Annotated in this window: 12 protein-coding genes; 4 read left to right on the top strand and 8 right to left on the bottom strand. The window is 49.0% G+C overall.

Going from position 1 to position 14060, the window contains the following annotated elements; all coding sequences use genetic code 11:
* Nucleotides 1-2 precede the first annotated feature (2 nt).
* Together J1836_RS16515 and ispG are read right to left on the bottom strand one after the other, a co-directional pair.
* Nucleotides 3-782: a dienelactone hydrolase family protein gene (locus J1836_RS16515; protein WP_207252226.1), complete on the bottom strand. Its 780-nt coding sequence runs from the start codon at nt 780-782 to the stop codon at nt 3-5.
* Nucleotides 783-801: 19 nt separating this feature from the next.
* On the bottom strand, nt 802-2025 hold the full coding sequence (gene ispG, locus J1836_RS16510) for a flavodoxin-dependent (E)-4-hydroxy-3-methylbut-2-enyl-diphosphate synthase (RefSeq protein ID WP_207252225.1): 1224 nt from the start codon (nt 2023-2025) through the stop codon (nt 802-804).
* Between the two features lie 177 nt (nt 2026-2202).
* Between ispG and J1836_RS16505 the strand changes: the two genes are divergently transcribed.
* The 4 genes from J1836_RS16505 (at nt 2203) to J1836_RS16490 (ending at nt 4386) form a co-directional block, all read left to right on the top strand.
* Complete coding sequence (locus J1836_RS16505; RefSeq protein WP_207252224.1) at nt 2203-2535, top strand: hypothetical protein; 333 nt, start codon at nt 2203-2205, stop codon at nt 2533-2535.
* A 90-nt stretch (nt 2536-2625) separates the two neighbouring features.
* Nucleotides 2626-2970 (top strand): hypothetical protein, encoded by a 345-nt coding sequence (locus J1836_RS16500; protein WP_207252223.1) that lies wholly within the window; start codon nt 2626-2628, stop codon nt 2968-2970.
* 51 nt (nt 2971-3021) lie between these two features.
* Nucleotides 3022-3540, top strand: coding sequence for a hypothetical protein (locus tag J1836_RS16495; protein WP_207252222.1), 519 nt, complete (start codon nt 3022-3024; stop codon nt 3538-3540).
* Between the two features lie 69 nt (nt 3541-3609).
* Nucleotides 3610-4386, top strand: coding sequence for an RNA polymerase sigma factor (locus J1836_RS16490; protein WP_207252221.1), 777 nt, complete (start codon nt 3610-3612; stop codon nt 4384-4386).
* Between the two features lie 163 nt (nt 4387-4549).
* Here the strand turns inward: J1836_RS16490 and J1836_RS16485 are convergent, their stop codons facing one another.
* The 6 genes from J1836_RS16485 to J1836_RS16460 all read right to left on the bottom strand — a co-directional run bounded on the left by J1836_RS16485 (nt 4550) and on the right by J1836_RS16460 (nt 13941).
* Complete coding sequence (locus J1836_RS16485) at nt 4550-5101, bottom strand: ABC-type transport auxiliary lipoprotein family protein (protein ID WP_207252220.1); 552 nt, start codon at nt 5099-5101, stop codon at nt 4550-4552.
* Between the two features lie 89 nt (nt 5102-5190).
* Nucleotides 5191-6093 carry an MlaD family protein gene (locus J1836_RS16480; protein ID WP_207252219.1) on the bottom strand — a complete coding sequence of 301 codons (903 nt, stop codon included), beginning with the start codon at nt 6091-6093 and terminating at the stop codon, nt 5191-5193.
* Nucleotides 6094-6822, bottom strand: a complete 729-nt coding sequence (locus J1836_RS16475) for an ABC transporter ATP-binding protein (protein ID WP_207252218.1) — start codon at nt 6820-6822, stop codon at nt 6094-6096.
* 2 nt (nt 6823-6824) lie between these two features.
* Nucleotides 6825-7919 (bottom strand): ABC transporter permease, encoded by a 1095-nt coding sequence (locus tag J1836_RS16470; protein WP_207252217.1) that lies wholly within the window; start codon nt 7917-7919, stop codon nt 6825-6827.
* A gap of 118 nt (nt 7920-8037) precedes the next feature.
* Nucleotides 8038-9279 (bottom strand): galactose-binding domain-containing protein, encoded by a 1242-nt coding sequence (locus tag J1836_RS16465; protein WP_207252216.1) that lies wholly within the window; start codon nt 9277-9279, stop codon nt 8038-8040.
* 192 nt (nt 9280-9471) lie between these two features.
* Entirely contained in the window at nt 9472-13941 is a 4470-nt protein-coding gene (locus tag J1836_RS16460) for an ImpA family metalloprotease (protein WP_207252215.1), read from the bottom strand.
* Between the last annotated feature and the right edge of the window lie 119 nt (nt 13942-14060).

The raw sequence follows: 14060 nt of genomic DNA, 5'->3' as shown, positions 1-14060 counted from the left end.
CCTTACTTGAAGATTTCGTTGAAAAACGCCTGCATTCCTGCCCAAGAACGCTGATCAGCTTGTTCATCGTATTTCAGGTTTTCAATGCCGTACTTACCCGCATTCGGATTGGTGAAACCGTGACGCACGCCGCTGCCATACGCGACAAATTGCCAATCCGCACCCGTTTTTTCCATCTGTTCCGTAAACTTATTCACGGTTGCAGGCGGCACCATCGCATCCGCATTGCCGTGGAACGCCAGCACTTTGGTTTTGATTTCCGTACCATCCGGTGCTGACGGCAATGAACCGTGGAAGCTCACCACGCCGTCAATATCCGTACCGCTGTAAGCCATCTGCAAGATCGTGCCGCCGCCGAAGCAATAGCCAATCGCCGCGAGTTTTGCCGCGTCTACTTTGTCGCTTTTCTTGAGCTGTTCCAGACCCGCATTGGCGGTGGCACGCCATGCGTCAACATCGGAGGTCACTTCCGTCATCCATTCCTTGGCTTGTTCTGGCTTGTCGGTGGATTTGCCTTCGCCGTACATATCCGCCGCAAACGCCACGTAGCCCAGTTTAGCCAATGCTTCGGCGCGGTTTTTGGCGTGGTCGTTCAAACCCCACCATTCGTGGATGACCAATACGCCGGGGCGTTTTTCGGTGATGGCATCGTCGTAATACATTTGTCCGACGAATTTTGTACCGTCGTGTTCATAGGGTACGGCTTCGCTTTTGACGGCTGCCATGACGTTGCTTGCCAGCAGGGATAAGCCAGCGATTGCCAGCAGGGATATTTTTTTCATGTAACGTTCTCCTTTGGGGTCATCCATACGTTTTTTGCACGTAAGTTTCGACCAGTGCCTGAAACTCTTGTGCAATATTATCGCCTTTCAGCGTAACGGTTTTGTGTCCGTCTTCATAAACGGGGGCAACCGGAACTTCGCCGCTGCCCGGTAAACTGATACCAATATTAGCGTGTTTGCTTTCGCCCGGCCCATTAACCACACAGCCCATGACCGCGACCGACATGCTTTCCACGCCTGCGTATTGATCTTTCCACACCGGCATTTGCTCGCGCAGCCAGTTTTGGATTTGCTCGGCAAGTCGTTGGAAATAGTCGCTGGAGGTACGCCCACAACCGGGGCAAGCCACCACTTGCGGCGTGAACGAGCGCAAACCCAGTGCCTGCAAAATTTCTTGCCCAACGATCACTTCTTTTTCGCGTTTGGCGTGCGGTTCAGGGGTGAGGGAAATACGGATAGTATCGCCAATCCCTTCTTGCAATAACAGCGCGAGTGCCGCTGTTGAATACACGATACCTTTGCTACCCATGCCTGCTTCGGTCAAACCGAGATGCAGCGGGTAATCACAACGGCTCGCCAGATCGCGGTAGGCACGCACCAAACCCTGCACTTCGCTGAGTTTGCACGACAGAATAATGTGATCGTGTGGCAAACCGTATTCTTCGGCTTTGGCGGCACTGGTCAGCGCGGATTCGATCAGCGCGGCGTGCATCACATCGTACAATTCCAGCGGTTGCGCCAGTTTGGAATTGTCATCCAGATTGCGAGCCAGCAATTCCTGATCGAGCGAACCCCAATTCACACCGATACGCACAGGCTTATCGTAGCGGCAGGCAAATTCGATCATTTGCGCGAATTGTTCATCACGCTTTTTGCCACGCCCGACGTTGCCGGGATTGATGCGGTATTTGGCGAGTGCTTGCGCACATTCAGGAACGGCAGTCAGCAACTTGTGCCCGTTGAAATGGAAATCGCCAATCAGCGGTACATCGCAGCCCATTTTGTCGAGGCGTTCGCGGAGTTCGGGGACAGCTTGCGCCGCTTCCAAGGAATTGACGGTGATGCGTACCAACTCCGAACCTGCACGGAACAATTCGGCACATTGCGCCGCAGTACGCACCGCATCCGCTGTATCGGTATTGGTCATGGATTGTACGACGACAGGAAATTCGCCGCCGACGGTGACATTGCCCACCTTCACAGGAACAGTGCGGTGGCGTGGAATGATGTGATTGTTTGCCATGTTGTTTTCAGTGTGTTGCAAGATTGCAGACATTATGCCCGATCATGCGATAATTGGCAGTGACATCCAAATTTTTCACGGAAAAGTAACTTATTTTCCACATAAATACTCTCTCATCCGTTCTATCAGTAAGACACATAGCAAACCTAACATCCACTGATTGAAGGAGAATATGATATGACAAGCAAAATTCGCTTAGTTACATTGGGCATCACCGCAGTAATCGCGTTCAGTAGCGCAGGTTCTGTTATAGCAGGCGATTGCGGCAAATGCGCTAGCAGTACCACAGCCAGCACAGTGACTTACCATGAACCGCAATACGGCGAATTTCATGAGCAACTATTACCAATGGATGCCAACGGTAAGGTTTTAGGGTGTTTGGATGTTGCTGGTAAGTCCGTTAAGGTTGGCGTAGATATTACCTCATCAACAGGCGGCAGTAGCACATGGGAAACGCATACAACCAAACAGAGTAAGGCAACGGTCACTGAAGAACGTTACGCACAATAAACAGCCCATATCAGATCAAGTTTTATACTCAGGTAGACTTGATCTCGCTGATTTTAGTTTTAACCATAGAAAAACATCAAGGATATGACCATGATGATCTCAAAAAAAATGATTAATGCGCTATTTTCTTCTGTATTACTGATGAGTTTTTCAGGTATTTCCCATGCAAAAGGTCACTGTAAAACAGATTGCCCTCCCCCTCCACCCGCAAAACCCGTCGTCACTTATACGGTTGACACCTATGAAGATGAGCAGGCATTTTGCGGTTATGATGTCGATGGTATGAAACAAGTTTGTGTTAATGCTAAAGTTGTACAAGTAGATACTACAAAACTCACACAAACAGCACCTACTGCTAATACTAAGAAGGCAGAGGAAGAAAGTACTTCCGATATTCAATACACCTCTAAAGTATCCTTTGGTGAAAGCCTGTAATGATGTGTTTTTTCTTCTGACTTATCCTTGAGTGACGAAAATTATAGAAGCGTGAATATGAATATTAAATCAAGTTTTACAGTCAGTATTCGCACAGTATTGTTGATTACTCCCCTTTTAGGAGGGGGGTGTCAAATGCTCGGCAATACCTCAGTTGCAGGAGATTTCATAAAAACAGAGCAAGCCCCCGTCTCAGACAGTAAACACATACCCAAACCGTCGCTTACGCCTGCTCACGGTACATCCACAGTAAAGCCAGTCCCTAAAAAACCAAACATTTCAAGCAATAAACACTCGTCAGACAATGATTTGCACGACATAGCCAATCAAGCGATAAAAATGGCAGAAAAGCAGGCAACGAGCAGTAGATCAACCGTCATCTCTCAACAAAATACAATAGTCATGCAATCAGGCAACAATCCACCGGACGCTACCACATGGACGGACTTGAGTGCGATAGCAGCGAAAAGCATACAAATTGCGGAAGATCAAACTGAGCATGGCAATACAGGTACAACGGCCTATCAAGCTGAACTACGGCGCATGATGGAACAACATTTCCGCCAGTAAGCGACCAACGGAGAAACGCTTCATCGGGTATTTTAAGAGGTAGTGAACAAGCAGGCTTTATAATTAGGTATGAAACGTGGCATACCAATACCTATTTATAAAGATGCTTATATGACCATACTAGATAATAACATCGCTGTTTTTCCCAGTAGGAAAAAGCTAGAAACAGTCCGTCAGACCATCAATTGTGAAACATATCATCTATCTGATGGAGAATTGCTCTACTTAGTGGCCAAAGGTGACAAATTAGCCTTTGAACACTTTTATGATCGACATGAAAAAAGAATATACAATAAGGCACTCAGTAAATGTCAAAATATTCAACTAGCCGCGCAACTGGTACAAGAGGTATTTGTCAAACTCTACTTACGGGTTATCGACAGTGAAGATCCTAGCAAGTATCAAGTAGGTTATCTTTACACCATATTAGAGACATCCTACATTGATTACCTGCGTAGCTGCCCTGACAAGACCAATATAGCTCTTGATCATGAGGAAAATAATGATAAAGACAGCATTATCGGCAGTGATCATGCCTGCCCTGACAAAATAGCCGAACAAGATGATGTAATCAGAATGATTATGAAACCCTTAGCAAAAGCAAAAGAATTGGTACATAAGTCTACAGGTATTGCAGAAAAGAAACTGGCGCTTCACCGCAAAAAAAAGGTAGAGGAAGACACTAACCTTGCTATAGAAACATTTAATCAATTATATTGTTATGGATATTCAATGCAGGAAATGGCGACTAACCTTGGCTTGACACTAGAACAAGTCAAATACAGGAACAAGAAGCTCATTGATTTAGTCAAATGCAGGCTGGATGAAACTGAGAGACACCGATGAAAAAAACTGCTGATGCAGAGAGGATGTTAAATACACTATTGGAAAACCTTCATGCTATCAACCGTGATGAACCGCCACCACACTATCTAAAACAGTGCGTGATGGCTGCCATCAACAATATAGCCATCCGACAAGGAGTAGAGAGACATAAACCTTACCGTATTCAACGCAAAATCGGCAGATCGTTCGCCATATCAGTCATCAACGATGTCACACCCTCGCCTAATGCTTGATTCAAAGCCTCCACGATTTTGCTCGTGCTCACTTGAGTATTCTCTTTGCGAATATCAGCGCGGTATTGCCCTATCATACGTTGATCTTGTTCTCGCACGAGAATCGCCTCTAACCCCACCACGACTGCCGCTCTGCCCTGCCCTGACGGAGGATATTCAACATGAAAAGCGGATACTCGCAACAACAGCTTGTAAACCTCGTTATTACTGAGCAATTGGTCAGAAACAGAGAGAAAACCCTCACTGTGTGACAGCGTATCCAACATAACCGAGTGCAGGTAAATCGCCAAACTATCCGGCCAACGGCTGTTTGCAATGAAATCCTGCTGGAATCCCGGTCTAACTAGCGTGATACGTGATGTATCCAAAGCAGGTGATACCTGAATGCGGGGCAAGTACAAATGCGCCAGTGCGCGTTGCGGCATTACCCCCACCCGTGGTGCTAAGCGGTACACTTGTTCTGTCGGTACATGGCTATTCAATGGAAATGCACACGCCGTTATGAAAAACAGTAAAATTGAAGACAAAATAAGATAGCGTAATATAAAACCACTGGGGTATTTTGCTAATTTCACGGTGGTAACTCCACGCCTTGCGGTGCAGGCTGATAAATAAGTTGCGAAGGATTACGCTCTAGGCTTTCACTCAATTGACGAATAGACGCCGCCATTTTACGTGATTCCTCCAGCACCCCCTGAATATTACCGCCATTATCCACCACTACCCGATCAATGTCGCGCACCAGCGTATCAAGATGCTGTGACGTGGTGCGCATGGCACGTAACGTTGCCGTTAGTTCCTGCATATTGCTACTCAAGCCGCGCTCGGAACGCTGGAGAGCCGTATCCACATGTGCCATTAAGGTTCGCAATTGCAGGCTAGTTTTCTCTAGATTAGCGATTAATTCAGGCAAATCCGCCGATGCGACATTGATATTGTGCAATAATCCCGCGAAATTAGCACGATTTTCAGCATTCAACACCTCATTCGCGGCACTGAGCAATACCGACAGATTCTTCTCCAAATCCGGTAATTGCTGCATCAACGCATCCATTTCCGTCAGTTTGGAACGAATCACGGGGTACGTCTGTCCTGCCGCAGCCAGCAGTGGCGCAGGTTTGAGCGCATCATCCTGCGCAAGATTGATAAACGGTACACCCGTCAACCCCTGCTGCCGCAAGGTGGCAACCGTCGCCGTATTCACGGGCGTTCCCGTTTCCAGCATCACCCTGACCCCAACGCGGGAAGGCTGCGCTGGCAATAAAAAAACCTGCGTCACCTCGCCCATCTTGATACCCATGTAACGGACTTCACCGCCTTTTTCCAAACCGTCGACCGGCGTATCAAAGTGAATGTCATAGCCCAGCGTTGCCGTCGAGGGTTTGTCATAAAACAAACTGGCAAAGAAAAAGCCTACCACCGCCATGGCGATAACAAATAGACCAACCAAAAAATAGTGGGCATCCCGTTCCAATCAATTCCCCCGCAGCAGCGCACGCGCACGTCCGCCACTGAAATAGGCTTGTATTTGTGGGTGTGGGTTAGCCAGAATTTCTTGCAACGTCCCCACGATTACGTGCTTATCGACCAGCATCGCAATGCGGTCACACGTTGAGAATAAACTATCCAAGTCATGCGTCACCATGACAACCGTTAGCTTGAGATTGCGGTGCAAAGTGCCGATAAGCTGGTCAAATTCCTCAGCGGATACTGGGTCAAGCCCAGAGGTTGGCTCATCCAAAAACAGTACCACGGGGTCGAGTGCCAACGCCCGCGCCAATGCCACGCGCTTGACCATCCCACCCGACAATTCCGCTGGAAATTTAGCGGCAACACTGCGCTCCAACCCCACCATTGCCAAGCGCACCAGCATCAAGGCGTGGCATTCCTCCGGTGTCAGTGCCGTAAACTCACGCAACGGAAACTGGATATTGTCCGCCACCGACAGCGAAGAAAACAGCGCACCGCGTTGGAACATCACCCCCCAATGCTGTTTCAGCCGCGCAGACTCTTGAAACTGAATCGTGCCACTGTACGGCGTATTCAAGCCCAACATCGTGCGCAATAACACCGATTTACCCGACCCCGAACCGCCCACAATTCCCAACACCTCACCTCGGTAAATATCCAGATTTAACCCATCATGAATGCGCTGCGTACCAAATTGGTTAACAAGGTCGTGAATCGCGATCAGCATTTCCATCGCTAAAACCCCAGCCGATAAAACAACACGGAAAACAAAGCATCCAGTAGTAGTACCACAAAAATTGCATCGACCACCGCTTTAGTGGTGTGTTCGCCGAGGCTTGCAGAAGAACCCGTCACCCGCATCCCCTGCCAACAGCCAATCAGCGCAATGACCACCGCAAAAAACGGCGATTTGATCAAACCGGCGGCGAAGGTGCGAAACTCAATATTCGCCGCCACACGGGAAAAAAACTGCACAAACGAAATATCCAGAATCGTCGATGAAATCAGTGCCGCCGCCGCCAACGCTACGATGTCCGCCAGCACCGTCAACAACGGCAAGGCAATCACCAACGCCACCAAACGCGGCACGACCAAAATCAGAAACGGGTCTTTGCCCATCACCTGCAACGCATCCACTTCCTGATTGGTTTTCATCAGCCCAATTTCCGCCGCAAACGCACTGCCCGAACGCCCCGCCACCATGATCGCGGTCAGCAATACGCCAAGTTCACGCAAGACCGAAATCGTCACCATATCCACCGTATAAATTTCCGCCCCCAAATCACGCAATTGCCCGCCACCTTGATAGGTAATCACGATACTGATCAGGCAAGCAATCAGCGCCACAATCGGCACAGCGCTAATACCAGTGGTGAAAACGTGGTGAAATACTGCGCGGAAGCGGAACAGGTGTGGGGAAAACAGGCTGGTGAATAACGCGGCTAGGCTGTGTCCGAAAAAGGTGATGAAAGAACGGAGCGTGGTGAGAGAGTGAGAGAAAGAAACCCCTCCTAGCCTCCCCTTATCGGGGGAGGGAGAAGAGTCGGAGGCTGCTGTGGCGGCGAAATATCCCAGATATTCGGCGGGGAAATGGTCGAAACGGACGGTATAGCCTTGCTGCATCCAGCGTTGCACCTGCTGATAAACAAACCACGTCGCCGTTACGTCCAATCGCGCCACCGCTTGCGCATCTACCACCAACGACGTACCCGCGCTAGGCTGAACTTGCTGCAATGCCGCTTTAATCGCCACCACTTGCGCAAACGTCCACTCACCGTGCAGATGCAGGTGAAGCTCACCATCTCTTGAGGTTTGCCGTAATTCGATCATGACCTATTGTGCCTTGTTCGTGCTATCGGAAGCTATTCCCCATCAACCGGACTTTTTGCGTTGCCAACGGCCAGACTTGCCCGCCATCGACCGATAAAAGAACGTTACCAGCTTGGCATCATCGCAACTGTTGGCGGCGTTGTAGCTGACCATTCAAATTGAAGAGCTTGTCGACAGGAATGATTCCCCCATCTGGCGCTTGCGCATACACATCCACTTCTGCCATACGCAGGTAGTTGGCGCTATTGGCCTTCAAAATCACGTAAGCACCGCTACGTGCTGGATTGAGCGTAATGGTATTGATAAAAACACCACTCAGGGTTGCCACCTTGTCCGCATCACTCAAAGCATCGCTGTAAGGTGAATCACTTACATACACTGTAATCCCCGCCATCCAATTATAAAATAAGGGGTGCGAGTCACTATAAATCACGATACTGGCGATATTGACAGCGGTGGGCAATTTCAGTTGCCACCAATCACCGCCTACATTATTGGTATGGCTGATCGTTCCCCAATCACCGTCAATCGCTTGAGCGGCGGAGTCATTATCTGAAAGGGTAGTGCTTTGCGTTGCCACACCGTATTGGCGGGCAACATTAACCAGCGGGGTAACAATTTCCTCTTTTGGTATACCCACCACATAATTCAGGCTGACCGTTTGGTTATTGGGGTACATCAACACATTGCCGATCAGCAAATTGGCATCCGTACCGGGGCCTGCGTAGATTGTCACACCATCCAGATTCAGGTCAGTATTGAAATAGCCATTCAAGCGGAAATTGGTATCTTGGTGGGTATTCGTGGGTTCGGTTAGCACATAGCCCAACAGGGTATTAAGGTCAGTATTAGGACCATTGGCAATAATACGGGCATTGGCATCGGCATCACCTGCCCACAGCATGGCTTTGTTACCGGATACATAACGTGACAATGCGCCGCCCTGTACCGCCAAGGCTGGGTCGGAGAAATCCAGCAGTTGCGGATTCGCGCTTAAAGCCAGCGCACCCTCAGACATTACCCCCAAGTGGTTACGGTGATGAATGCTGACGCGGTAATTGCCCGGTGCAACGCCTGCAAATACAATATCTTTCGCCCCGTCGTTGGGGACAATCACCTGACCGTTACGCTGTAGCAGCAAACCTCGTTTTGCATAAAGCAAGGTACTATCAGTAGCATCGTGCAGCTCTAACGTCACCCAATCCACCACAGCATTTTCGCCCGTGACCGCCAGAACGCCCTCACTGGCAACTTCCTCACCCGAATAAGTCAGCGGATCCCCTGCATCCGGCAAATAGCCTTTGCTGCGCAAATCGTCACGCATGAAGCCGCTGGAAGTCTCGTATGCACCTTGCAGCAAGGCTTTAGCTTGCAGGGTGACATCGGCAAAAGCAGGATGGGCGAAAAAAAGAAGGATAAAGCAAACGTCAACCCAAATCGTTTCATGGTGTAAGTCGTTGTTATTATGTTGATATGTTCAGCATAATAACAACGTTTAACTAACGCCGAAGCCGTAACCGATTAACGGCACGGCTTCTGTTTCAGCAATGGATTAGCGGAAGCTATCCCCCATCAAGCGTGGCTGAGCACCTGCTAACGGCCATACCTGACCGCCATTGACGGGCAAGTTGTTCCCATCAAAACCCTCGCCCTTACAATAACCATTGGGACTGGTGATGAAAAAACGACGTTCAGCAGCAGCATGGTTAAACGCCGCTACTTGGTCATTGGCTTTTGTACTGAAAGCCTGACCCCACATACTGAAATAGTCGCGGTAATCCATCCCTGTCACTTTCGAGACGGCAATCACCATCCAATCGTTACTACTGATAGCATCGGCTTCCGCTTTGGAATAGCTAGCGAAACCCAAGCTGGTTTTCTTCGCATCCCATGTCGTTGTATCACTCCTTGCCCGATTGAATTCACGTTCGAGAATATGCAAGCGAGCCAACAAATGCCAACCATCCTGCAATGCACCTTGGTGTTCTGCGATCATCATCATCTGAATCGTCATACTCGCACCACGCGACCAGTTATCACTCTCCGCATCCCAGTAATTGGTTTTCAGATAAGCTGCTGGATTAGCTTGTCCAATGCTGGCTTGCAACGCAACAAACGCGTCTTTAAAGGGCAATGACTGACAATCAGGATTGCCACCCGTGGTTTTGTAGTACTGCGTTTTGCTGTAATACGAATAAGGGTTGGTAGAGGCATGATAATTCCACCCCTCTAAGCGGAAGCGGCTCTTTTCCAACCCATGCCCCAGTTCATGAATATCCCCGTGACCGATAGGGCTGAATGCCCAATACGCATCATACGGGTTGCCGGAACAACCAGAACCGCAAGTTGCCTGATCTGCATTCATGTGTTTGACCAAATCCAAGTTTTCAATGGTGAAATCATTTGCGGTAGCAAAATCATGAATCTCAGGTACAACATCAATATTAGGCCCTTGGAAGCCAGCCAATACGTGCGGGAAATTATGAATATAGCGCATGGTAGCCGCTGCAAACCCTTCCAACGTTCCACCCCAGCGGGTATCAGCGGCAGATTCACGCATTTTTTCCAGTGTGGAATGGATTTCAAAGGCAGGGGTTACAAACTCCGCCCAATCATATTCACCCGCCGCCAACTTTGCGGTAAACGTCGCATTGTCGCTGGTATCATCCCAGAACGGATGTTCACCCACTTGTTCAAAGGTAAAGCTGACTGATTGGTCATTGGTACTGAACTCAAGCTGTAGCGAACCACCATAAGGGGATGTGAGGGTGATGGTTTCACCCGATTTGATCGGTACGTGGGCAGACTGCAAAAATTTGGGACGTTTGTAACCCCACGCCTCAAACTCATGCGTCGAACCTGACCGCAAACTATTGATAAACACCTTAGTTGTCGTACTACTGTTATCAGTACGGGTAACACGAACAGTTTTCCCCGGCAGAGCATACACCCCAGCCGCGCGGAAATTTTGGCGGCTAGTCAGTGTGACTGTTTTGGTAACGGGGGTAATATGGCTGAAATCACTGCGACTGAAATTCCCCATGTCCGCTTGCACCCGGTTCAGAGTCCGATAATTATAAACCGCATGATCCGTAAACAAGGACTTCAGGAAGACATTGGGATTAGTCGCGTCCATATCCATCGGGAAAACGACTTCCTGTCGATAACTGTCACCCAATAGCGCTAACAAACGATACAAACGTGACTCATTGCTTTGGAACAGGTTGATCTTGCTCTCATCCAACGATGTCATCACCGCACGTACCTTATTTGCCCCCGGATAGAACTCTGTATTCCGCGTAGCGATGCTGTAATCATTGGCTTTAAAGTGCTTTAGCATCGTTTCAACACCTGCCAAGCCTTGCTTTTCCCAAGTAGCCGTTTGCATAGCCGTGACATTTGTCCAATTAGCCGCATCATTTGCCCAAAAATTACCGCCATACGGCAGACTGAAATTCAGCAAATCAGCAATAGCAAGCGATACACTATTAGAACCCCATGTTCCAGTATGTAAATACAAAATGGGCTTACCAGCCATCATCACATTCGCCAACGCTTGCCGAACAGGGGTCGCATCGGCACTGCTGCTGCTACCACCATCAGTCACCACCATTGCAGCAGCGTTGTAGCAAGTTGCCAATGCAGAAACTGTATTGCAATCCACAACTGTCCAGTTAGGGTACTTCTGAGTAATCCACGTTTTGAAATTGCTGCGTGATCCCGAAGCACTCATAGACAACGCAATAGTACGGCTATTCGTCAACACAGCGGTATTGACAGGTTCGCCCGCTAATAACCACGCCAGCAAACGACTAAACGGTGCTTCAAAACCTAAACTCTGGTTAGCCTTAAACAAATCAGTCGGTGGTACACCAAAAGCAGCATAACGGGTACTGGCAGTTGCGCCTGCCATCGCCAAGGTATTGCCTTGCGTTCCTGTCAAGATCGGATAAGTCGTATCAACCCATGATTTTAAGTTCAGCCATTGGGTGCTATTACCAGGGGCATAGGCAATGGGATCTGAGCCATACAACGCGGTCAGTAATGACGAGGTAGCTTTTTTATTAGCTAACGCGGAAATGGTCTCATCCAGCAATTCTTCACTAGTAGCAACGCTGGCATCCCCAGTACGCAAGGCATCTTCCACCGACGAGCTGGCTGTCACGTTAACAGTGATGGGCGCACGGCTAACATTCGCACCATCACTGACGACCACATCAAAGGTATAGGTGACACCCGCTTGCAGTGCCGCTTTCACGGTAATTTTACCTTGTGCATCAATCGCAAAGGGAATCGAACTCCCCTCCAACGCATAACTAATACTATCCAACTGGTAATCAACCGCTTTGACCGTACCCACCGTTTTGCCAATCGCAGTACTATTACTCAACTGGAAAGTATAAGCTGATTGATCCAAGTGTGGTGATGCTGGTGCGCTTCCATACACCTCTACCTCACTCATGTGCAAACAATTGTCCGCCGCTGCTTTGACGATGACATACGCCCCTGACTTTGGTGTACTGAATGTTGTTATTTGCGCGGTAGCAACACCACTCAGCGTGGCTACTTTGTCGCTTTCATTCAGCGTGCCATTGTAGGGAGCATTACTAACATAAACACCTGCCCCATTGATCCGCGATGTCCATGAATTGCGGCTAGTAACCACTAGCTTGGAAATCAAGGTTGGATTCGGTAATTGGACTTGCCACCAGTTCTTTTGGGCAGTACAAGTCGTGTGGTTGAAAGTGCTCGCATTGCCATCTATTGCCAACGAAGCGGCAGAACTGCTGTCGTAATCAGCCCCTTGTGTTGCCACCCCAAACTGGCGGGCGAGGTTAATCGACTCCATCACGCGCAGCGCAAATGCGGGCAAACTGACTGTTTGCTTGCCATCGGAAACACTGATGATAATACCACTGGTCGTCCCCACATCTGCCAACACAGGCGTACCACTCAACTGCCCCGTTGCTGTATCAAACGTTGCCCATGTGGGTTTGTTGGTAATGCTGAACGTGAGGATGTCACTTGTATCCGCATCACTAGCGGTTGGTATAAAACTGTAAGCGCTTCCCACATTGACCGTTGTCGCAGACCTACCGCTAATCACCGGCGCTTTATTAAGAGCAACCGCAGACACTTGCAGATCAAAAGCAGGCAAACTGACTTTATTCTTACCATCAGTCACCGCGATGCTAATTCCCTTGGTTACCCCAACATGCTTAGCAAGCGGTGTACCTGTCAATGCACCTGTCGTTGTACTAAAGGTTGCCCACGCAGGCTTTTTAGCAATACTGAAGGTAAGCTTGTCACCATTCGTATCACTGGCACTTGGTGTGAAACTGTAGGGCGAAGTAGCTTGTACGCTGGTTGCAGGCGTACCACTAATGGTAGGCGCTGGATTATTCACCTGAATACTAAACACAGGCAGACTCACCTTCGTTTTACCATCCGAAACCGTGATAATAATCCCACTGTAAAGACCCGCTTTGGCGCTGGGCGGTGTACCTGTCAATGCACCTGTCGTTGTGCTAAAGGCTGCCCACGCAGGCTTCTTAGCAATACTGAAAGTAAGCTTGTCGCCATTCGCATCACTGGCATCCGGTGTAAAACTGTAGGCTGAATTAGCCTGTACGCTGGTGGCAGGCGTACCACTGATGGTAGGCGCGGGGTTATTCACTTGAATACTAAACGCTGGCAAGCTGCTTTTGAGTTTGCCATCGGACACCGTAATCACAATACCGCTGTAAGTCGCTGCTTGCACACCAGTGGGTGTACCCGTCAATGCCCCCGTCGCGGCATCAAACGTTGCCCATTTCGGCTTTTTAGCGATGCTGAATTTCAGTACTGACCCTTCTGGATCACTAGCAGTTGGTATAAAACTGTAAGTAGAATTTGCCGTTACACTGGTTGCTGGCACCCCCTCGATAACGGGTGATAGATTAACCACCCCAGACGCCGCTGATACCAACGACACCCACAACCAACACACCAGCAAAACCCCAAGTTGCACACTACGCTTCATGGCATCTCCCCTTTATGACACGAAAGAATAAACTTCATATAACCCCTAACCGGCAGTAAACTAGGGAGCAATTACCCCCAAAAAACATACACTGACCACGCAATATCATAAACCAATTT

Origin of the sequence: Thiothrix fructosivorans, from assembly GCF_017349355.1 — a bacterium.
Classification (GTDB): domain Bacteria; phylum Pseudomonadota; class Gammaproteobacteria; order Thiotrichales; family Thiotrichaceae; genus Thiothrix; species Thiothrix fructosivorans.
The sequence above is the reverse complement of the archived record's forward strand: the minus strand, read 5'-3'. Positions and strand labels throughout refer to the sequence as shown.

Bases quoted from the DNA above. Each gene is read 5' to 3' on its own strand.
- J1836_RS16515 (WP_207252226.1), bottom strand. From the start codon at position 782: ATGAAAAAAATATCCCTGCTGGCAATCGCTGGCTTATCCCTGCTGGCA.
- ispG (WP_207252225.1), bottom strand. From the start codon at position 2,025: ATGGCAAACAATCACATCATTCCACGCCACCGCACTGTTCCTGTGAAG.
- J1836_RS16505 (WP_207252224.1), top strand. From the start codon at position 2,203: ATGACAAGCAAAATTCGCTTAGTTACATTGGGCATCACCGCAGTAATC.
- J1836_RS16500 (WP_207252223.1), top strand. From the start codon at position 2,626: ATGATGATCTCAAAAAAAATGATTAATGCGCTATTTTCTTCTGTATTA.
- J1836_RS16490 (WP_207252221.1), top strand. From the start codon at position 3,610: ATGAAACGTGGCATACCAATACCTATTTATAAAGATGCTTATATGACC.
- J1836_RS16475 (WP_207252218.1), bottom strand. From the start codon at position 6,822: ATGGAAATGCTGATCGCGATTCACGACCTTGTTAACCAATTTGGTACG.
- J1836_RS16470 (WP_207252217.1), bottom strand. From the start codon at position 7,919: ATGATCGAATTACGGCAAACCTCAAGAGATGGTGAGCTTCACCTGCAT.
- J1836_RS16460 (WP_207252215.1), bottom strand. From the start codon at position 13,941: ATGAAGCGTAGTGTGCAACTTGGGGTTTTGCTGGTGTGTTGGTTGTGG.